Origin of the sequence: Azospirillum thermophilum, from assembly GCF_003130795.1 — a bacterium.
GTDB lineage: Bacteria > Pseudomonadota > Alphaproteobacteria > Azospirillales > Azospirillaceae > Azospirillum > Azospirillum thermophilum.
On sequence record NZ_CP029358.1, the window covers coordinates 385,531 to 405,625 of the forward strand.

At 71.1% G+C, this 20,095-nt stretch carries 13 protein-coding genes and 3 pseudogenes; 5 read left to right on the forward strand and 11 right to left on the reverse strand.

Annotated elements, in window-relative coordinates:
* Window positions 1-157: 157 nt before the first annotated feature.
* Together DEW08_RS29470 and DEW08_RS33370 are read left to right on the forward strand one after the other, a co-directional pair.
* Entirely contained in the window at window positions 158-667 is a 510-nt protein-coding gene (locus DEW08_RS29470) for a MarR family winged helix-turn-helix transcriptional regulator (RefSeq protein ID WP_109334096.1), read from the forward strand.
* Window positions 668-830: 163 nt separating this feature from the next.
* Window positions 831-4,301 (forward strand): DEAD/DEAH box helicase, encoded by a 3,471-nt coding sequence (locus DEW08_RS33370; RefSeq protein WP_109334098.1) that lies wholly within the window; start codon window positions 831-833, stop codon window positions 4,299-4,301.
* A gap of 3 nt (window positions 4,302-4,304) precedes the next feature.
* Here the strand turns inward: DEW08_RS33370 and DEW08_RS29480 are convergent, their stop codons facing one another.
* Window positions 4,305-5,624, reverse strand: coding sequence for a type II toxin-antitoxin system HipA family toxin (locus tag DEW08_RS29480; RefSeq protein WP_168220557.1), 1,320 nt, complete (start codon window positions 5,622-5,624; stop codon window positions 4,305-4,307).
* Window positions 5,621-5,764 carry a hypothetical protein gene (locus tag DEW08_RS31440; protein ID WP_168220558.1) on the reverse strand — a complete coding sequence of 48 codons (144 nt, stop codon included), beginning with the start codon at window positions 5,762-5,764 and terminating at the stop codon, window positions 5,621-5,623. Before DEW08_RS31440 ends, DEW08_RS29480 begins: the two co-directional genes overlap by 4 nt.
* 617 nt (window positions 5,765-6,381) lie before the next feature.
* On the opposite strand from DEW08_RS31440, the gene uvrB reads away from it, so the two are divergent.
* Entirely contained in the window at window positions 6,382-8,538 is a 2,157-nt protein-coding gene (gene uvrB, locus DEW08_RS29485; RefSeq protein WP_109334102.1) for an excinuclease ABC subunit UvrB, read from the forward strand.
* Window positions 8,539-8,628: 90 nt separating this feature from the next.
* Here the strand turns inward: uvrB and DEW08_RS29490 are convergent, their stop codons facing one another.
* On the reverse strand, window positions 8,629-8,964 hold the full coding sequence (locus DEW08_RS29490; RefSeq protein ID WP_109334104.1) for a YgaP family membrane protein: 336 nt from the start codon (window positions 8,962-8,964) through the stop codon (window positions 8,629-8,631).
* Between the two features lie 444 nt (window positions 8,965-9,408).
* Here DEW08_RS29490 and DEW08_RS29495 point away from each other — a divergent pair, with 444 nt between their 5' ends.
* Together DEW08_RS29495 and DEW08_RS31450 are read left to right on the forward strand one after the other, a co-directional pair.
* Window positions 9,409-10,605, forward strand: a complete 1,197-nt coding sequence (locus tag DEW08_RS29495; RefSeq protein WP_168220559.1) for a HAMP domain-containing protein — start codon at window positions 9,409-9,411, stop codon at window positions 10,603-10,605.
* Window positions 10,606-10,733: 128 nt separating this feature from the next.
* Window positions 10,734-11,566, forward strand: a pseudogene (locus tag DEW08_RS31450) (methyl-accepting chemotaxis protein); the annotation flags it as partial.
* Window positions 11,567-11,590: 24 nt separating this feature from the next.
* On the opposite strand, the gene DEW08_RS29505 reads toward DEW08_RS31450, so the two are convergent.
* The 8 genes and pseudogenes from DEW08_RS29505 to DEW08_RS29540 form a co-directional block, all read right to left on the reverse strand.
* Window positions 11,591-12,802 (reverse strand): DNA polymerase IV, encoded by a 1,212-nt coding sequence (locus DEW08_RS29505; protein WP_109334108.1) that lies wholly within the window; start codon window positions 12,800-12,802, stop codon window positions 11,591-11,593.
* A gap of 57 nt (window positions 12,803-12,859) precedes the next feature.
* On the reverse strand, window positions 12,860-13,594 hold the full coding sequence (locus tag DEW08_RS29510; protein WP_109334111.1) for an SDR family NAD(P)-dependent oxidoreductase: 735 nt from the start codon (window positions 13,592-13,594) through the stop codon (window positions 12,860-12,862).
* The gene (locus DEW08_RS29515) at window positions 13,575-15,152 is read right to left on the reverse strand and encodes an ATP-dependent acyl-CoA ligase (protein ID WP_109334113.1); all 1,578 of its coding nucleotides are present in this window, start codon (window positions 15,150-15,152) and stop codon (window positions 13,575-13,577) included. Before DEW08_RS29515 ends, DEW08_RS29510 begins: the two co-directional genes overlap by 20 nt.
* On the reverse strand, window positions 15,149-15,943 hold the full coding sequence (locus DEW08_RS29520; RefSeq protein WP_109334115.1) for a cyclase family protein: 795 nt from the start codon (window positions 15,941-15,943) through the stop codon (window positions 15,149-15,151). Before DEW08_RS29520 ends, DEW08_RS29515 begins: the two co-directional genes overlap by 4 nt.
* A pseudogene (locus tag DEW08_RS29525) lies at window positions 15,940-17,186 on the reverse strand (SDR family oxidoreductase). The gene DEW08_RS29520 and the pseudogene DEW08_RS29525 overlap by 4 nt, the downstream one beginning before the upstream one ends.
* 16 nt (window positions 17,187-17,202) lie before the next feature.
* Window positions 17,203-18,392, reverse strand: a pseudogene (locus DEW08_RS29530) (thiolase family protein).
* Window positions 18,389-19,111, reverse strand: coding sequence for an ABC transporter ATP-binding protein (locus DEW08_RS29535; RefSeq protein ID WP_109334118.1), 723 nt, complete (start codon window positions 19,109-19,111; stop codon window positions 18,389-18,391). The pseudogene DEW08_RS29530 and the gene DEW08_RS29535 overlap by 4 nt, the downstream one beginning before the upstream one ends.
* Window positions 19,108-20,095: ABC transporter ATP-binding protein (locus DEW08_RS29540; protein WP_146214788.1), on the reverse strand; the 988-nt coding region annotated here is incomplete at its 5' end. The genes DEW08_RS29535 and DEW08_RS29540, both read right to left, overlap by 4 nt.

A 20,095-nucleotide genomic window follows, 5' to 3' on the forward strand; every position in this document is an offset into this window, starting at 1 on the left:
GCCGAGCCTCCGGTGCCCGGCCCGATGCCCTCTGCTCGCGGATGCAGCACCGCTGCCCAAAAAAACGGTTGAATATGCATGGATCGATCCGTCAGGATGCCGGGCAGTCCGGCGGATCGGGGCGGCCGGGGACGGGCCGGGGACAGGAGGATGCGCGATGGCGGCAGGCCGGTATGTCGATGGCGTCCTGGGGCGGTCTTTGGGCGGCACGACGGAGCGGCCGTCGCTGGGCGAGATCGGGCTGAACCACTTCGGCCCCTACCTGATCAACCGCATCACCGCGCGCTGGAACGCCGTCCTGGCGGAGGAGCTGAAGGCCTTCGACCTCAACACCTCGATGATGCGCACGCTGGGCGTTCTCTCCATCAGCTCCAGCAGCACGATCAACGAGCTCGCCCTGCTGACCCTGACCGAGCAGTCGACGATGAGCCGCATGCTCGACAGCATGGAGAGCCAGGGCCTGATCGAGCGCCGGCAGCGCGAGGACGACATGCGCGTCCGCCAGATCCACATCACGGAGAAGGGCCGCGGCCTGTTCGAGCGCTTCTGGCCGATCATGTACGGCAAGTACTGCCGGATGCTCGACGGCATCTCGGAGGCCGAGTACGAGGCCTTCGTCGCCACCGCCCACAGGATGCTGCGCAACCTCTACCCGCAGGAAGGGTAGGATCACCGGGAAACGCCTGGGGGACTCCCGCCCGGCCGATGTGATATGACGGCGGACTCCCGACGAGCGGGCTTGCGGCCGGCGGCGCGGCGCTTTATACCCGGCGCCCCGTTCACGGCCCGTTCCCGACTTTCGGTTACCCGCAACCCGGCGACATCCGCTCATGTCCCTGTTCGATGCCGTTCCCCGCGGCGCCGGTTCCCCTGTCCCCTTTGCCCAGGAGGATCTGGCGCGCGTCTTCGACGCCAAGACCCTGCAGCGCGGGCGCACCCTGATTCTGTCCGGGTCCGTCGTGCTGGGCGAGGTGGAGGGGCGGATCGCCGCCGTGGTGACCGATCTCGGCCGGCGGCTGGAGGTCGGCGTCACCCCGGTGCGCGGGCGCAACCGCATCGTCTTCGACAAGCACTGCAGTTGCGGCCGCACCGCCTGCGCCCATATGGCCGCCGCCGCCATGCTGGCGCTCGATACGAAGCCGGAATGGCGCAGCGTGTCGCTGCTGGACCTCGTGGACAAGCCGCCCGCAGACAAGCCGGCTGCGGAACGATCCGCCCCGGACCGGACCGCCGCGGCCCCCTCCCTGTTCGATCCCCCACCCGCCCCGCCCGCGCGCGCGCCGGTCGAGACGGCCCCGCCCAGGCCCGCCCTCGCCCTGGTCAAGCCGCCGGCCCCCGAACCACCCGCCCCCAAACCGCAGGCCGTCCGCCGGGTGCGCTGGACGCTGGAACCCGGCCAGGGCGAGACGGCGCTGTTCATCACCGCCGCCCTCGTCGCCACCCTTCCCGCCGGCGACGACGCCTTGCCCGCCAGCCCGCGCGAGGTGCTGGCCCATGCCCCGCGGGACCTGGACGGCGATGCCGACCGCGCCATCGCGCGGCTGCTCGGCGGCGGCGGGGTGGTGCGCACGCCGGTCGCCAAGAGCCGGGGCGAGGCGGTCGACCGCCTGCTGCGCCGCCTGCTGCAGACCGGACGGCTGCGCTGGCGCGACGGCACGCCGCTCGCCGAGGCCGCCGCCCGGCCGGTCCGCGCCTTCCGCGACCCGGTGACCCGCAAGCTGCGCCCGACCGGTCTGCCGGAGGGCGGCGTCCTGCTCAAGGGGCAGAGCTACTGGTGCGTCGACCCGGCGGCCGGCACGCTGGCACCGGTCGACCTCCAGGTGGTGGAGGTGCCGAAGGCCAGGCCCGCCTCTGCATCTCCCTCTGCATCTCCCTCTGCAGCCCCCGCCCTTGCCCGTCCGGTCCCCCGTGCCGCCGTCGGCAGGCCGGTGCCGCGTCCCGCTCCGCAGCCGTCCTCCATCCCGTCACCCTCCATCGCCCTGCCGCGCGACCTGCGCGTCCCGCCGGTGCGCAGCGGGGCGGCCGAGGCGGCGGAGATCGTCGAGCGATCGCCGCGCATCGTCGCCCGGCTGGGCCGGGTGGTGACGCCGTCGGACGGGCTGGTGGACGTGCTGCGCCTCTCCTTCGACTACGGCGAGCCCGACCAGCCCGCCGAGATCGAGCCGGACGACCAGCGCCAGTTCGCCCGCTTCGAGGACCGGTTCGGCTCCGTAACCTTCGTGCGCCGCGACAAGGCGGCGGAGCAGGAGGCGCTGGACCGCCTCGCCGCCTTCGGCTTCGCCCAGGCGCGGGTGGAGCCGCCGAAGGGCGCGCTCAATTCCCGCGGCACCCGCGTCCACTGGCTGACCGGCGCCAGGGCGGAGGAGCGCTGGTCCGCCTTCGTCACCGGCGAGGTGCCGGCCCTGACCGCCGCCGGCTGGACGGTGGAGATCGGCGCCGACTTCGGCACCAAGGTCATCGAGCCGGGCTCGGAGGTCGAGGTCGCGGTGCGCGACGGCGGCGACGGCTGGTTCGACCTCGACGTCGGGGTGGAGATCGAGGGGGAGCGCCGCCCCCTCCTGCCGATCCTGGCCCAGCTCGTCGAGCGCGGCGGCCTCTCCGCCACCCGCGTGATCGAGGGGCGGGCCCATCTGGTGCTCGACGACGGCAACGTGCTGGCCCTGCCGGTGGAGCGGGTCGAGCGGCTGCTCAGCGTCCTGGAGGCGCTGCTCGACAGCGGCCGGCGCAGCGACGACAGGCTGAAGGTGCCGCTGGCCGAGGCCGACGGGCTGCTGGACATCGACGACCTGATCGCGCGCCGCGCCGGCGAGAGCGCGCAGATCGACGGCTATCTCCGCCGCCTGCGCGAGGAGGACGACGCGCTGCCCGACCTCATGCCGCCGCCGGGCTTCCAGGGGGAGCTGCGCGACTACCAGCGCGCCGGGCTCGGCTGGATGCAGCGGCTGCGCGCCAACGGCATGGGCGGCATCCTGGCCGACGACATGGGCCTCGGCAAGACCGCCCAGACCCTCGCCCACATCGCGACGGAGGAGCATGAGGGCCGGCTGACCGACCCGGTGCTGGTGGTGGTGCCGACCAGCCTCGTCCCCAACTGGGTGGCGGAGGCCGGGCGCTTCACCCCGCGCCTGCGGGTGGTGGTGCTGCATGGCGGCGACCGCCACGACCGGCTGGACGAGCTCGGCCGCGCCCACATCGTCGTCACCACCTACGGCGTCGTCGCCCGCGACCTCGACCTGCTGAAGCGGCAGGCCTGGCACATGCTGGTGCTGGACGAGGCGCAGGCCATCAAGAATCCCGACAGCAAGGCGACCCGCGCCGTCTGCGCGCTCGACGCCCGCCACCGGCTCTGCCTGTCCGGCACCCCGGTGGAGAACAACCTCGGCGAGCTGTGGAGCCAGTTCGCCTTCCTGATGCCCGGCCTGCTGGGCGACCGCAAGGAGTTCACCAAGCGCTTCCGCACCCCGATCGAGAAGCGCGGCGACAACACGCGCGCCAACATGCTGATGCGCCGCATCCGGCCCTTCCTGCTCCGCCGCACCAAGGAGGCGGTCGCCAAGGAGCTGCCGCCGAAGACCGAGGTGGTGGTGCGCATCGACCTCGACCGCGACCAGCGCGACCTCTACGAGACGATCCGCCTGTCGGTGAACGAGACGGTGCGCGCGGCGCTGGCGGTGGGCGGGCTGGCGCGCAACACCATCACGGTGATCGACGCGCTGCTGAAGCTGCGGCAGGTCTGCTGCGACCCGCGCCTCGTCAAGATCCCGGCGGCGGCCCGGGTGCGCGAATCGGCGAAGCTGGCGGCGCTGACCGACATGGTGACGGAGATGGTGCCCGAAGGCCGCCGCATCCTGGTCTTCTCGCAGTTCACCACCATGCTGGACCTGATCAAGGTGGAGCTGGAGAAGGCGGCCATCCCCTATGTCGAGCTGACCGGCCGCACGCTCGACCGGGCCGAGCCGGTGCGCCGCTTCCAGGCGGGCGAGGTGCCGGTCTTCCTGATCAGCCTGAAGGCCGGCGGCCGCGGCCTGAACCTGACGGCGGCCGACACGGTGATCCACTACGACCCCTGGTGGAACCCGGCGGCCGAGGACCAGGCGACCGACCGCGCCTACCGCATCGGCCAGGACAAGCCGGTCTTCGTCTACAAGCTGATCGCCTCGAACACGGTGGAGGAGCGCATCCTCGACCTCCAGCGCCGCAAGGGCAGCCTGTCCGCCGCCACCATCGAGGGCAAGGGCCTGGTCAACGCGCTGGACGGCGGCGACATCGACTATCTGCTGGGCACCGGCGCCGAGGGATGAGCCTCAGGGGGCGTCTTCCGGCGCCCCGCCACCAGCCTCGTCGAGCGATGTCCGGAGATTCGCCTGCATGCGGCGGCAGCGTTCCTGGATGACCGGCACCATCTGCGCAATCATCCAGCTGTCCGGCAGTTCCGCCGCCATGGCCGCGGCGACGGGACCGCTTGCCTCCAGAACCCTGCTGCTCAACTGGTCGACCCGCTTCAGGACGCCCGGAGCCGACAGCCCGACCTCCCTGGCAAGGCGTTGCCAGTGCCGGGCGTGGATATGGCCGCCCCGGCTCTTGCCGGCGATCTTCTGCGACAGGTTGCGGGTGACGCCGTCATAGACGTCGCCGCACATCACATCGTACAGCGGTGCCATCTCCGGCACCCGGCCGTTGTACAGAAGCGAGTAGTTCTTGGCGTGGGCGTCCACGTTGCAGACCAGGATGTTGAAGATCAGCATGTCCAGCAGCGCGGCACGGTTCAACGCCTGCCGGGGTCCGACCGTGACCGCACGGAAGAGGTCCGCTACTCCCGGCCCGCGCCCCTGGAGTCTCTGGTTCCATTCATATTTCTGAAAAGGCGGATAGCCCAGCGCCTGACACAGATCCTCCTGGTGCAGCCGCCGGATTGCTCCATCCTGCCCGACCACGCGGTCGTAACGCCGTACCAGCAGATAGTCGATGTCCTGCGCCCGGCCGACCGTAACCTCTGCCGTCGCGATGCGGCAGGCCCTGGCAAGGCGCATGCAATAGGCCTCGTTGTCGACGCTGGCCGCCAGCTTCTCCGAGCGCGGTTTCAGGACATGGGTGCTGGGGTGGCCGTCCAGCGGCAAGGCGAGGCTGCCATCCGGCAATTGCAGAACCGGCAGCTTGTCCTGCTGCCCGGCCATGGACATCTCGACCCCCTCCTCTCCGGCAAGCAGGGGGCGTTTCGGCAGGCGCCGCATGGCATCGGCCAACTCGGCTGCGGACCAGCGGTGGAAGCGGTGGGGGCGCGGCATGAACGGCTCGCCGGTCCGCCGCACCACCAGGGCCCCGGGCAGGTCGCCGCCCATCCGCTCCATCAGGCTCAGCACGTCCAGTTCCGAGGTCAGCAGCAGTTTGCCGACCAGTTCCAACGTCTGGCCTTCGGGCAACAGGTTCATGAACCAGAAGAAGACCGGCTTTCCTTCGTGACGGGTCTTGTCGAGCGGAAACAGGATGGACACGGGGAAGGACCGCGGGTCCGCCTGCCAGTCCGGGTGATAGGTCAGGCCAAGGTCCGTATCCGCCGTCCCGACACGGTCGAGCCGCCCGACCTCCCTTCCCTCGTACCAGAGCGTCAGGGATGGGACGGTCACGGTGCCGCATCCTTCCCGTCCTGGCGCGGAGCCTCCCCATGCTCCATCTCCTCGGGCAGGGTCACGGCCAGGCCGATGCCGAGCATGGAGGCGTAATGCAGGACCTTGCCCAGTTGCACCGTCGCCTTCCCCCGCTCCATTTCGGAAATCCAACGATAATTGGCTCCGGTGACAAGGGCGGCGTCCTCGATCCGCAGCCTCAGCGCCTCGCGGCGTCTGCGGCAAATCAGCCCCAACTGCTCCGCCGTTTGGAATTCTGAAATCACGGGCCTTTCCTCGCTCTCAATTCCCGACCGGGAATATACCATTTCTCTCGCACAGCCACCAGCCATGAAATTCCCACTCGGGAATAATGAACATGGCACAGTGACTTCCGAATGATGATAGCCCCGATCGGGAATTCAGAATTCCACCAGCCGCTTGCCCCCGCCCCGCCCCCGCGCTACGCTTCGCCCCATCTCCGCCCGTCCTGCATCCATGGCCCCGCAGCGTCCTTCCGAGGCGCCGCGGACGACCGCGCATGCCGGCCCGTCGGGCAGCCCTGCACAATGGAGGCTTACGAACGGTTCACGTCAACCGGCTGATTCTATGATGCTTTTCCCGCCCCACCCCTATTGTGCACAGGAAACGCGCTGCACAGTTCGCACAACGGTGCCACAAGCCGGCGCTCGACAGGCGGGGGCGGAAGGGCCATATAATCGGTTCCCGTTCCGTACTCGTCCCCGTTCCATACTCGTCCTTTGCAAGCGAGCCCGTCATGGCGCACCCCGTCCTCACCGTCCTGCCGCAGAAGCCGCTCGCCAAGCTGGAGGCGGGGAAGCGTTTCGAGCTGGTGTCGGACTACACCCCCTCGGGCGACCAGCCGCGCGCCATCGGCGAGCTGACCGAGGGGCTGCTGTCGGGCGAGCGCGATCAGGTCCTGCTGGGCGTCACCGGCTCGGGCAAGACCTTCACCATGGCCCACGTCGTCCAGAGGATCCAGCGACCCACCCTGGTGCTGGCCCCGAACAAGACGCTGGCCGCCCAGCTCTACGGCGAGATGAAGTCCTTCTTCCCCAACAACGCGGTGGAATACTTCGTCTCCTACTACGACTACTACCAGCCGGAAGCCTACGTCCCGCGCACCGACACCTATATCGAGAAGGAATCCTCGATCAACGAGCAGATCGACCGCATGCGCCACTCGGCGACGCGGGCGCTGCTCGAACGCGACGACGTCATCATCGTCGCCTCGGTGTCCTGCATCTACGGCATCGGCTCGGCCGAGATGTATTCGGAGATGACCATCGACCTCCGCAAGGGGCAGGTGGTTTCGATGCCGGAACTGTTGCGCAAGCTGACCGAGCTTCAATACAAGCGCAACGAGGCCGCTTTCGGACGCGGATTGTTCCGGGTGCGTGGCGATACGGTGGAGCTGTTCCCCGCCCACATGGAGGACCGCGCCTGGCGCATCTCCATGTTCGGCGACGAGATCGAGGGCATCCACGAGATCGACCCGCTGACCGGCGAGAAGCTGGCGAGCCTGGAGGCGGTGCGCGTCTACCCGAACAGCCACTACGTCACGCCGAAGCCGACGCTCAACCAGGCGATCGGGCAGATCAAGCACGACCTGAAGGTCCGGCTGGCCGAGTTCGCCGAGCAGGGCAAGCTCCTGGAGGCGCAGCGGCTGGAGCAGCGCACCACCTTCGACCTGGAGATGATGGCGGCCACCGGCTCCTGCGCCGGCATCGAGAACTACTCGCGCTACCTGACCGGCCGCGCGCCGGGCGAGCCGCCGCCGACGCTGTTCGAGTATCTGCCGCCCGACGCGCTGCTGATCGTCGACGAGAGCCACGTCATGGTGCCGCAGATCGGCGGCATGTACCGCGGCGACCGCATGCGCAAGGAGACGCTGTCGGAATACGGCTTCCGCCTGCCCAGCGCCATGGACAACCGCCCGCTGAAGTTCGAGGAGTGGGAGACGATGCGGCCGCAGACGGTCTTCGTCTCCGCCACCCCCGGCCCGTGGGAGATGGAGCGCACCGGCGGCGTCTTCGTCGAGCAGGTGGTCCGCCCCACCGGCCTGATCGACCCGGAGGTGATCGTCCGCCCGACCGAGACGCAGGTCGACGACCTGATCCACGAATGCAAGCAGGTGGTCGGCAAGGGCTACCGGGTGCTGGTCACCACCCTGACCAAGAAGATGGCGGAGGCGCTGACCGAATACATGCACGAGGCGGGGCTGCGCGTGCGCTACATCCACTCCGACGTGGAGACGCTGGAGCGCATCGAGATCATCCGCGACCTGCGGCTCGGCGCCTACGACGTGCTGGTCGGCATCAACCTGCTGCGCGAGGGTCTGGACATCCCGGAATGCGCGCTGGTCGCCATCCTCGACGCCGACAAGGAGGGCTATCTGCGCTCCAGGACCTCGCTGATCCAGACCATCGGCCGCGCCGCCCGCAATGTCGAGGGCCGCGCCATCCTCTATGCCGACAGGATCACCGACAGCATGAAGTACGCCATCGACGAGACGGCGCGGCGTCGGGAGAAGCAGGAGGCCTACAACCTGGAGCACGGCATCACGCCGGAATCGGTCAAGAAGGCGATCGGCGACATCCTGGAGAGCGTCTACGAACGCGGCGACCATGTGACGGTCAAGACCGGCCTCAACGCGGAGGAACTGGTCGGCCACAACCTGAAGGCCGTCATCGCCGACCTGGAGAAGCGGATGAAGGCCGCCGCCGCCGACCTGGAGTTCGAGGAGGCGGCCCGCCTGCGCGACGAGCTGCGCCGGCTGGAGGCGATGGACCTGGGGCTGGAGGCGCCCGGCAGCATCGGTATCGGCTCCGCCCGGCAGGGCCGCGGCATCCCGGAGGGCGCGCCCTCCGCCGCGGCGCGCAAGAAGCCCGGCCGGCCGCGCCGGGGGCGGTAGCAACCGCCAGCGGGCAGGGACAGGGATGATGCGCGGGCCGGGGGCCGGCTCGCCGTCCCCGCCCCGTGCGCCGCCCTGCTCCGTGTCGGACTACATGGCCTGGGTGGCCGCCCGGTCCAGCGCGCCCTCCTCGCGGGCGTCATGGCCGCCCAGCCGGTCGTGGCTATGGCCGCCGGACATCCAGCCCTGGCTGTCGCCGCCCTGCATGGCCGCCTTCATCGGGCAATGGCCGCTCATGCCGCGGGCGATCAGCGCCGCCCCGACGAGGCCCATGACGGCGCCCTGCCAGCTCGCCCCCTTGCGCAGGCCGCCCGCCGCCATGGCGAGGCCGAGGCCGGTGGAGACGATGCGCTCGCCGGTCCCGAGATTCTGGTCGCCGCCGAAGACCTGGTCATAGGCGTGGCGGACGGAGCTGTCGGCGTTCATGACGGGTATCCTTTCCGGTCGGAGTCGGTTCCCTCTTTCCAACGATCCCCCCACCGGTTCGGTTCCGCCCGTACCCGCGGGCAGCACCCTTACGATGCGGATGGAGGGCCACCAAGCCGAATCCGGCCGGCACAGGGTTGTCCGGAAGACCTCCAATGGTCCAACAGAAAAACCTGCGCCATTTATAGAAGAAACGCCTGCGCTATCTGGTCGCAGGCTCCCATACCCTACCTTGGTCGTGTTCCCGATCCAAAGTTGCCTTGAATACGCTTGAAACCAGACAGGGGCATTAATTGAATAATCTGGCGAACCTCTATTGGAGATTGCGCCCCGTCCATTGAATCGACCGGATGGCCTTTGCTCTCCGGGCAGCCTGCCCATGCTTGCCCATGCCTGCACGCGACGTCCGCCATGTCCCGTGACACTGCCATACGAGGAGTCCTCATGACGATCATAGGCTTCTGCGGACGCTTCAAAGTCGTGACGCGCATCGCCGCCGCCTTCACGTTGCTGCTCGTCCTGCTCGGGCTGATCGGCGGGTCGGGACTCCTCACCCTCTCCACGACGGAACGCCGGTTCGACGACTATGCGGTGATCAGCAACAACGCCCTGCGGATCGAACGCATCAGCGCCAGCATCTTCGACATGCGGCGGAACGTCATCACCTACATCCACACCGGCAATCCCCAGGCCTCCGCCCAGGCGCGCAGGATCCAGACGGATCTCGCCGACACGGTGGCGGAGGCGATCCGGGAGGCCCGGGATCCGGCGCGCCGCGCCAACCTGGAGCGGATGCGGACGCTGATCGACGGCTACCGGGCCAACTACGAAAGGCTGGTCCCTCTGCGCGAACGCCGCGGCCAGCTCGTGGACCAGGGGATGAACCCGATCGGCCAGAAGGCGCGGGAGGATCTCTCCGAGATCGTCCGCACGGCCATGGCGGACGGCGACATGGAGGCCGCGGCGCTGGCCGGCATCGCCCAGGAGGCGCTGATGCTGGCCCGGCTGGAGGCCAACCGCTTCCTCGCCGCCCCCGGCGAGGAGACGGCGGACCGCTTCCGCGACCGGGTGGCCCAGTTTGAGCAAGGGGTCGGCACCCTGCTGGCCCGCCTGCGGAATCCTGAGCGGCAGCGCGAGGCGAAGGAGGCTCTCGACCTCGCCAAGCGCTACCAGGCGAGCTTCGACGAGGTGCGGACGGCGGTCTTCGAGGTCGACCGGCTGGTCAACGGCGTGATGTCCCAGGAAGCCGGCGAGTTCACCGACCTCGCCTCCCGCACCGTGGACCAGCAGAGCGAGGCGCGCGCCGCCCTGCTGGCGGAGACCGAACGGGACATGGACCGCACGATGCAGGTCAGCATCGTCTTCCTTGTCGCGGCCACCGTCATCGGGGTGCTGGCGGCCTGGATCGTCGGCCGCAGCATCGTCCAGCCGGTGACCGCCATGACCCGGGCGATGGAGCGGCTGGCCGCCGGCGACCTGACGGTCGCCATCCCGGCCCAGGGCCATCGGGACGAGATCGGCGACATGGCGGCGGCGGTCCAGGTCTTCAAGGACAACGCCACGAGCGGGCCCGGCTGGAGGCCGAACAGGCGGCCGAGCGGGCCGCCAAGGAGAAGCGCGCCCAGGCGCTGGAGGCGCTGATCCGAAAGTTCGACGGCACGGTCGGCGGCCTGCTGGGTGGCGTGGCGGCAGCCTCCGCCACCCTCGGCCGCACGGCGGACGGCATGGCGTCGCTCGCCACCCGGACCAACCAGCAGGCCGCCGCCTCGGCGGCCGCGGCGGAGCAGACCTCGGCCAACGTGCAGACCGTGGCGGCGGCCACCGAGGAGATGGCCGCTTCCATCCAGGAGATCAGCCGGCAGGTCGCCCGCTCCAACGAGATCGCCTCCAAGGCGGTGCGCGAGGCGCAGGACACCACCGGCTCGGTGCGCAGCCTCGCCGAAGCCACCTCGCGCATCGGCGACGTGGTGAAGCTGATCCAGGACAGATCAGCCGGCAGGTCGCCCGCTCCAACGAGATCGCCTCCAAGGCGGTGCGCGAGGCGCAGGACACCACCGGCTCGGTGCGCAGCCTCGCCGAAGCCACCTCGCGCATCGGCGACGTGGTGAAGCTGATCCAGGACATCGCCAGCCAGACCAACCTGCTGGCTCTCAACGCCACGATCGAGGCGGCCCGCGCCGGCGAGGCCGGCAAGGGCTTCGCCGTGGTGGCGTCCGAGGTCAAGGCGCTGGCCAACCAGACCGCCCGCGCGACCGAGGAGATCGCCACCCAGATCGGCAGCGTCCAGTCCGCGACCAGCGGCACGGTGGCGGCGATCGAGAGCATCGGCGGCACCATCGCCATGATCAACGAGATCGCCTCGGCCATCGCCGCCGCCATCGAGGAGCAGAACGCCACCACCGGCGAGATCACCCGCAACGTCCAGCAGGCCGCCCGCGGCACCGAGGAGGTCAGCGGCAACGTGGCCCAGGTCAGCGAGGCCGCCACCCACACCGGAACCGCCGCCGCCCAGGTGCTCGACGCCTCGGCCGAGCTGTCGGGACAGGCCGATTCGCTGCGGCGGGAGGTGGAGAGCTTCCTCGCCGGGATCCGCGCCGCCTGACCGCCGCCGGCCCCGGCCGCCGGCTCAGGGGCCGAACAGGTCGAGCTCCGGTTCCGGCGCGGCGTCCGGCCGCAGCAGGTCGGTGCAGCCGATGCCGATCAGGCGGAAGGCCCGGCCGTCCGCCTCCTTCTCCAGCAGCGACAGGCCGGCGGCCAGGATGGCGTCCGCGTCGCGCGTCGGCTCGACCCGGCGCGAACGGGTGAGCTGCTGGAAGTCCTTGGTCTTCAGCTTCAGCACGACGCTGCGGCCGACCAGCCCTTCCCGCTCCATCCGGCGGGAGACCTTCTGGGCCAGCGGGCGCAGCTCCGCCGCCAGCGCCGGCGGGCTGGTGACGTCCCAGTCGAAGGTCTCCTCCGACGAGATGCTCTTGCTCGGCGATTCCGGCTCGACCCGCCGGGGATCGTCGCCGCGGGCGAAGCGGAACAGCGTGCGGCCCATGGCGCCGTAGCGTTTGACCAGCCAGTGCTCGTCCTTGTCCTGCAGGTCGGCGACGCGGCTGATGCCGTCGGCGAACAGCTTGCGCTCCAGCGCCGGCCCGACGCCCCACAGGATGGTGACCCGCCTGGGCGCCAGGAAGGCCGCCGCCTCCGCCCGGCCGATGGCGGAGAAGCCGCGCGGCTTGTCGAGGTCGGAGGCGATCTTCGCCAGCAGCTTGTTGTAGCTGAGCCCGATGGAGGCGGTGATGCGCAGCTCGGTCTCGAAGCGCCGGACGATCTCGACCAGCGCCTGGGCCGGGCTGATCGACAGCCGCTCCTCGACGCCGGCCAGGTCGAGATAGGCCTCGTCGATGCTGATCGGCTCGACCAGCGGCGTGAAGGCCTCCATGATCGCGCGGGCGCGGTGGCCGACCTCCTTGTACTTCGCCATGTCCGGCCGGATGATCACCGCGTCGGGGCAGCGGTCCAGCGCCTCGCGGATCGTCATGGCCGACCGCACGCCGGACAGCCGCGCGACATAGCAGCAGGCCGCCACCACCCCGCGATGGTCGTCGCCTCCGACGATCACCGGCTTGGCGGCCAGTTCCGGCCGGTCGCGCTTCTCCACCGTGGCATAGAAGCTGTCGCAGTCGATGTGGCCGATGGGCAGGTCATGCAGCTCGGGATGGCGGAACAGCCGACGTCCGCCGCATTTCGGGCAGCGCCGCGTGCCCGGCGGCAGGGCGGCGGCACAGTCCCGGCAGACGGCCGCAGCCCCCGCCGTCCCGCTCCGCCCGCCATGATCCGCCCCGTCGCTCATGGCGGCAGATTAGGCCCGCCCGCAGGACAAATCCAGAACGAAGGGCGGCGGCGCCCGCTACAGCCCCCGTCCGCCGGTGATCTCGATCATCGTGCCGGTGATGTAGCCGGCGGCGTCGGAGGCGAGGAACCGTACGGCGGCGGCCACCTCCTCCACCGTGCCGGGGCGGCCGAGCGGAACGGTCCGCAGCACCGCCTCCACCTGCTCCGGCGGGGCGGCGGCCAGCGCCGGCCCCGCGATCAGCGAGGCGGCGACGCCGTTGACGGTGACGCCATGCGGCGCCAGCTCCGCCGCGAAGGCCTTGGTCAGGTATTCGACGCCGGCCTTGGAGGCGCCATAGTGGATGCCGCTCGCCGGGCTGGGATGGCGGCCGGCGTAGGAGCCCATGGTGACGATGCGGCCCCAGCCCCGCCCGCGCATGTGGCGGCCGGCGACGCGGCAGCCGAAGAAGGTGCCGCGCAGGTTGACCGCCATCACCGAGTCCCATTCCGCGGCCGGGACGTCCCAGAGCGGGCCGGCGGCGGTGCGGGCGGCGCTGTTGACCATCACGCCGATGCCGCCGAAGGCCTCCGCCGCCGCGTCGAAGGCGGCGGCAAGGCTCGCCTCCTCCCGCACGTCGACGATCCAGCCGCGGGCGCCCAGCCGCTCCGCCTCCGCGCGGACCGCCGGGTTCAGGTCGGCCAGCGCCACCGGATGGCCGGCCCGGACGAAGGCGGCGGCGATGGCCAGCCCGATCCCCTGTGCCGCCCCGGTGACGAAGACCGCCGGGCGGTCAGGAGCGCCGGACGACATAGCCGGCCGCCTCGCGGTCCCAGGTGGCGGCGGTGCGGCCGCGCTCGCGCAGGCGGAACTTCTGCACCTTGCCGTTTTCCGTCCGCGGCAGCTCCTCCATGACCTCGACGAAGCGGGGGATCGCGAAATGCGGCAGGCGCGGCTCGCAGAACTTCATCAGCGCGACCGGGTCGAGCTCCTCGCCGGGCTTGGGGACGATGGCGGCCATCACCTCGTCCTCGGCCAGCTCCGACCGGACCGGGAAGACGGCGGCGGTGGCGATCGCGGGGTGGGAGAGCAGCACCTGCTCCACCTCGTGCGAGGAGATGTTCTCGCCGCGCCGCCGGATGGCGTCCTTCAGCCGGTCGACGAAGCGGAAGCCGCCGTCGGCCTCGCGGACCACCCGGTCGCCGGTGTGGAACCACAGGTTCCGCCACGCCTCCACCGTCTTGTCCGGCATGCCGAAATAGCCGGTGGAGAAGGCGAAGGGCTCGTCGGCGCGCAGCACCAGCTCGCCGGCCTCGCCGGCGGGAAGCTCGGCGTCCTGCTCGTCCACCACGCGGGCGTGGAAGCCGGGACGGACGCGGCCGATGCTGCCGGGCCGCTGCTCCGCCGCGGTGGCGCCGATGACGAAGTTCGTCTCGGTCGAGCCGTAGCCCTCCAGCAGCGGCACGCCGGTGCGCTCCCGGAAGGCGCGGATCAGGTCGGGCGGCACGCCGGGGCCGAGCCCGACGCGCACCCGGTGCGCCCGCTCCGCCGCGCCGGCCGGCCGCGACAGCAGGATCGGCACCATGGCGCCCAGCAGATAGACGACGGTCGCCCCCGCCTCGATCATCGACGGCCAGAAGCCCGAGGCCGAGAATTTCGGCTCCAGCACCATGCGCGCGCCGGTCAGCAGGGCCTGGGCGAAGCTGTTCAGCGCGTTGATGTGGAACAGCGGCAGGGTGGTGACCAGCACGTCCTCCGGCCCGACCTCCAGCAGCGCGGCGGTGTTGACGCCCCACCAGTAATACTGGGCATGCGGGCAGAGCACGCCCTTCGACGGCCCGGTGGTGCCGGAGGTGTAGAGGATGGCGAAGGGCTCGCCCGGCGTCACGTCGGCCGGCTCCGCCGCCGGACCGGGCGGCGGGAAGGGCTGCGCCAGGGGATGGTCGGCCCCGCCGCCCAGCACCCAGATGCGCTCCAGCGGCAGCGGCTCGTCGCCCGCGAAGGCGAGGCGGGGGAGGAACCCGGCCTCCGCCACCAGCAGCCGGGCGCCGGAGTTGCGCAGATAGTAGCCGAGCTGCGGCCCCTGGGCGGCGCTGTTGATCGGAACGGCGACGGCGCCGATCCAGCCGCAGCCCAGCACGGTCTCCAGCACCTCGGCACGGTTGCCGCAGAGGATGGCGACGCGGTCGCCGCGCCGGATGCCGGCGGCCAGCAGCGCCGCACCGCGTCCCGCCGCCGCGTCCAGCGCGCCGGCAACCGTCCAGCGCGTGTCGCCCGCCGCGAAGACCGGCCGGTCGCCGTGGCGGCGCGCCATCGCCGCCAGCATGGCCGGGATGGTGCGCTCCGCCGGGGGAAGCGGGACGGTGCTCATGCCGGCACCAGCGCCAGGACGCGCAGCGGGCTGCCGCTGCCGCGGAGGATCTTCAGCGGCGGCGCGATGACCACCGCCCCGGTCGGCGGCAGCAGGTCGAGGTTGCACAGGCACTGCAGCCCGTACTTTCCCGCCCCGTGCATGTAGTAGTGGCAGGGGTAGGGCGGCGTCAGATGGGCGGCCTGGCCGGCGTCGGTGCCGATCGTCTCGGTGCCGAAGCCCAGCACGTCGCGCTTCTCCACCAGGAAGCGCACGGCGTCGGGATCGGGGCCGGGGGTGTGCTGGCCGGTCTCGTCATAGTTCTGGTAGGCGGCCGGATCGGTCTTCTTCGACCAGTCCGTGCGCATCAGCACCCAGCTCCCGGCCGGGATGCGGCCGTGCCGCTCCTCCCACGCCTCCAGGAAGGGCACCGTCATCAGGAAGTCGGCGTCCCGCGCGGACTCCGCGACGCAGTCGATCACGCAGGCCGGCGCGATCAGATGCCCGACGGGAATGGTGTCGGTGGAGCCGTTCGGCCGGTCGCGCCCGGAAACCCAATGGATCGGCGCGTCGAAATGCGTCCCGGTATGCTCGCCGAAGGACAGGTTGTTCCAGTACCAGGCGCCGCCCCGCTCGTCATAGGCCGAGATCTCCTCCATGCGGAAGGGACGGCTCTGGCCCATCTCGGGCGGCAGGGTGATGGTGGGAAAGTCGGGCGACAGCGTCTGGGTCAGATCGACCACCCGCACCCCGCCCCCGGCAAGGGCGCCGAGCAGCAGGGGCAGCGGGTTGGCATGGGCGAGGTCGGTCATCGGCCGAGTTCCTTTTCCAGAGCCTTGGGGTTCTCACGGTAGCGGGCCAGCCACTCCTCGGCGACATCGCCGGGAAGACGTCCTCGACCGAGCCCTTCAGCGCCGTGACGGCGGCACGGGCCAGCACCGCCGGGGCGAGCTTGGGCGGCAGGATCTCCTGGTTCCACTCGTCGTCGATCGGGCCGGGGAACAGGTTGATGACCCGCACCCCGCCGTGGCGCAGCTCGGCCCGCAGCGCCTGCGCCACCGACAGGGCGGCGGCCTGCGAGACGGAGTAGGTCGCCCGCTGCGGGTCGTTGGACAGCGCCGCCACCGACAGCAGGTTCACCCAGGCGACGGCGCTGTTGGCGATGCCGTCGGCCCCGCGCGCCCGCATCACCGGCCCGAAGGCCTTGGCCAGCCGCATCAGACCGAAGCAGTTGGTCTCCATCTCGGCCTGGGCGGTCTCGACGCCGGCCCGGCCGAACAGCCCGTGGGCGCGGCGGTACTCCGCCGTGTTGACCAGGATGTCGACCTTGAAGCCGAGCTCGGAGGCCAGTTCCTCCACCGACTTGCTGTCGGTGACGTCCAGCGGCACGACGGTGACGCCGGGCATCGCCGTCACCGCGTCCCATCCCGGCGGCTTGCACCAGGGCTCCGCCTCGCCGGCCCAGACCAGCTCGGCCCCGGCCTCGGCCAGCGCCTTGACCATCGCCTGCCCGACCGGCGACTTGGCGTCGGTGACCAGGATCTTCCGGCCCCGCGGGTCGGCGGTCAGGTCGCGCAGTTTGGCGTCCTCGGCCAGCACCGGCGCCCTGCCGGCCGGCCCCGCCACCAGCACGGCCTGGCCGGAGCGGTCGAGCGCCGCCTGCACCACCACGCGGGCCGGCGCGGCCGGGCAGCCTTCCGTCAGGTGGGCGACGACGGACACCCCGGCGTCGAGCCGGATCAGCCCGGTGCGCCAGGGCGCCCGCTCGCGGAAATACAGCTCCTGGGAATGGCGGACCAGCGTATCGGCCAGCAGCTCGCCCTGCCCGTCCGTCGGCCGCCACTCCAGCTCGGTGGACAGGCAGGTGGCGCAGGCTTCGCGCGGCGGGTACTGGACGGCGCCGCATCCGGCGCAGTGCTGCAGCTCCAGCCTGCCGGTGGCGGCCCCGCGGGCGAGGCCGAGGGCGGTGCGGCTGCGGCGGTCCGGCGGCAGGGTCGGCACGCGCGAGCGCAGGATGGGGTTCTTGCGCTTCGGCTTGGCGGTGGTTGCGGTCATCGCTCTTGTGCCTCCCCTATGCGGCGGCCAGCACCGCGGCGCCCGTGCACAGGCCGCGGTCGTAGTTGATCATGCCGAAGCCGGAGACCAGCGCATGGCGCGCCCCCTCCACCCGCCCGCCCAGCGTCCGGCCGGTGAGCTGGCGGATCGCCTCCACCATGCCGAGCGAGCCGCCGGCCGCCCCGGCCTGCCCGACCGAAAGCTGCCCGCCGCTGGTGTTGAGCGGGAAGCTGCCCTCCAGCTCGAAGCTGTGGCGGCGCACGAAGTCGGGGCCGCCGCCCTTCTCGCAGAATCCCAGATCCTCGATCTGCATCAGGCTGATGACCGGGTAGTCGTCATAGACCTGCATCAGGTCGATGTCCTCCGGCCCCACCCCGGCGCGGCCGTAGAGCCGCTCTCGCTCCAGCACCCAGCCGCCGCGCTCCTGGATCGGGTCGTCGGGGAAGGCGTTGTGCCGCTCCACGGCACTGAGCGCGCGGGCGTAGGGGATGCCCAGCGCCCGCGCCCGCTCCTCCGACAGGACGAGGAAGCCCTCCGCCCCGGCGCAGGGCATGACGCAGTCGAACAGCCGGATCGGGTCGGCGATCGGCCGCGAGGCGAGATACTCCTCCAGCGTCAGCGGCTTCTTGAACAGGGCGTTGGGATTGCGCAGGGCGTTGCTGCGCTGGGCGACGCAGAGCTTGCCGAAATCGGCCGGCTCCGCCCCGTAGCGGCGCATGTAATGGTCGGTCAGGAAGGCGAAGCTCATGTTCGGCCCGCCGGCCCCGTAGGGATAGACCGCGTCCTGCGCGAAGCGGCTGAAGGACGAGGTGTTCTGGCGGAAGCTGTCGACATGGTTGGTGTCGCCGGCGATGCAGGCGACGATCTCCGCGTCGCCCGACTCCACCGCGCGGGCGGCACGGCGCAGGCTGACCACCCGGCCGCCCCGCCCATCGGGATGTGGTCCAGCCAGCGCGGCGACAGCCCGACATGCTGGACGAAGCCCACCGCCGTGTCGGGTGCCAGCGTGAAGCTGGCGACGCACAGCCCGTCGATCTCCTCCTTGCGGATGCCGGCGCCGTCGCACAGCATCCGCAGCGCGCGGGCCAGGAACTTGTGCGCCACGTCGGTCGAGTAGCGCACATAGGGGACGGTCACCGGCACCGCCACGGCGACGCGGTCATAGCCGCGCCCGACCGTCTCCGCCCCCGACGTCTTCAAGGTCATTCCACTCCCCCGCCGAGATAGGTCGCCATCACGCGCGGGTCGTGGAGCAGGTCGGATGCCTTCCCCTCCAGCGCGATCTCGCCCATCTCCAGAACATAGCCGTAATCCGCGATGTCGAGCGCCGCCTTCGCGTTCTGCTCGACCAGCAGGATGGAGACACCGGCATCCCGCAGGCCGGCGACGATCTTCAGGATCTCCTTCACGATCAGCGGCGCGATGCCCAGGCTGGGCTCGTCCAGCATCAGCAGCCGCGGCCCGCTCATCAGAGCCCGGCCGATCGCCAGCATCTGGCGCTCGCCGCCCGACAGCGTGTCGGAGCGCTGGCCCCGCCGCTCCTTCAGCCGCGGGAAGCGGTCGAAGACGAAGGAGAGGTTGCGCTTCACCGCCGCCCCGTCCATGCGCCGGGTGTAGGCCCCCAGGACGAGGTTGTCGTAGACCGACAGCTCGCCGAACAGCTCGCGCGTCTCCGGCACCAGGCAGAATCCCTGCTCCACCCGGTCCTCCACCCGCATGGCGGCGACGTCGCGCCCCTCGAACCGCATCCGCCCGCGCCAGGGCAGCAGGCCCATGGCCGCCCCCAGCATCGTCGTCTTGCCCGCCCCGTTCGGCCCGATGACCGTCGCGATCTCGCCCTTCCTCAGCGACAGCGAGACCCCGCGCACCGCCTCCACCTTGCCGTAGGCGACGTGGAAGTCGGACAGCTCCAGCATCGCCGTCATGCCGCCTCTCCCAGATAGGCCGCCTGGACGTCGGGGTTGCGGCGGATCAGGCCGGGGTCGCCCTCGGCGATCTTCGAGCCGAAGACCATCACGACCAGCCGGTCCACCAGGTTCATCACGAAGTCCATGTCATGCTCCACCACCAGGATGGCGAGACCCTCGCCGCGCAGCCGGTCGAGCAGGCGGGCCAGCGCCGCCTTCTCCTGCTTGCGCAGGCCGGCCGCCGGCTCGTCGAGCACCACCAGCACGGGGTCGGCGGCCAGCGCCCGGGCGATCTCCAGCACCCGCTGCTGGCCGAGCGGCAGGTTGCCCGCCAGCTCGTGCGCCTTGTCGCCCAGCCCGACGCGGTCCAGCATGCGCTGCGCCTCGGCGAACACCCGCTCCTCGTCCCGGCGGTCGAGCCGCAGCCCGCTTTTCACCATGCCGGCGGAACTGCGCAGGTAGGCGCCGATGGCGACATTCTCCAGGAGGGTCATGGTCGGCCGCAGCTTCACGTGCTGGAAGGTGCGGGCCACCCCCATCGCCGCGATGCGCCGCTGGCCGAGGCGGGAGACGTCCCGCCCCAGGAAGCGGATGCGCCCGTCGCTGATCGGCAGGGTGCCGGTGGCGATGTTGAACATCGTGCTCTTGCCCGCCCCGTTGGGGCCGATCAGCCCGACGATCTCGCCGGTGCGCACGGAGAAGCTGACGTTGTTGACCGCGGTCAGCCCGCCGAAGCGCTTCACCGCCCCCTCGACCTCCAGCACCGTGGTGCCGCGCGGCGGCAGGCTGCGGCGCGGCAGCGGCTCGGCCCGCAGGTCCACCGGGCGCCGCCGGGGCGGCAGCAGCCGCAAGGCGAAGGGCACCAGCCCGCCGCGGAAGTGATGCATCATCAGGATCAGCAGCACGGCGAAGACGATGGTCTCGACCTGCCCGGCGTTGGCGGTGAAGTGGGGCAGGATGTCCTGCAGCGCGTTCTTGATCAGGGTGATCAGCGTGGCGCCG

Excerpts from the sequence above, each read along its gene's own strand:
- DEW08_RS29490 (WP_109334104.1), bottom strand. The coding sequence starts at position 8,964 with ATGAACGCCGACAGCTCCGTCCGCCACGCCTATGACCAGGTCTTCGGC.
- DEW08_RS29520 (WP_109334115.1), bottom strand. The coding sequence starts at position 15,943 with ATGACCGACCTCGCCCATGCCAACCCGCTGCCCCTGCTGCTCGGCGCC.
- DEW08_RS29470 (WP_109334096.1), top strand. The coding sequence starts at position 158 with ATGGCGGCAGGCCGGTATGTCGATGGCGTCCTGGGGCGGTCTTTGGGC.
- uvrB (WP_109334102.1), top strand. The coding sequence starts at position 6,382 with ATGGCGCACCCCGTCCTCACCGTCCTGCCGCAGAAGCCGCTCGCCAAG.
- DEW08_RS29535 (WP_109334118.1), bottom strand. The coding sequence starts at position 19,111 with ATGACGGCGATGCTGGAGCTGTCCGACTTCCACGTCGCCTACGGCAAG.
- DEW08_RS29515 (WP_109334113.1), bottom strand. The coding sequence starts at position 15,152 with ATGAGCACCGTCCCGCTTCCCCCGGCGGAGCGCACCATCCCGGCCATG.
- DEW08_RS29510 (WP_109334111.1), bottom strand. The coding sequence starts at position 13,594 with ATGTCGTCCGGCGCTCCTGACCGCCCGGCGGTCTTCGTCACCGGGGCG.
- DEW08_RS31440 (WP_168220558.1), bottom strand. The coding sequence starts at position 5,764 with ATGGAGCGGGGGAAGGCGACGGTGCAACTGGGCAAGGTCCTGCATTAC.
- DEW08_RS29505 (WP_109334108.1), bottom strand. The coding sequence starts at position 12,802 with ATGAGCGACGGGGCGGATCATGGCGGGCGGAGCGGGACGGCGGGGGCT.
- DEW08_RS33370 (WP_109334098.1), top strand. The coding sequence starts at position 831 with ATGTCCCTGTTCGATGCCGTTCCCCGCGGCGCCGGTTCCCCTGTCCCC.
- DEW08_RS29495 (WP_168220559.1), top strand. The coding sequence starts at position 9,409 with ATGACGATCATAGGCTTCTGCGGACGCTTCAAAGTCGTGACGCGCATC.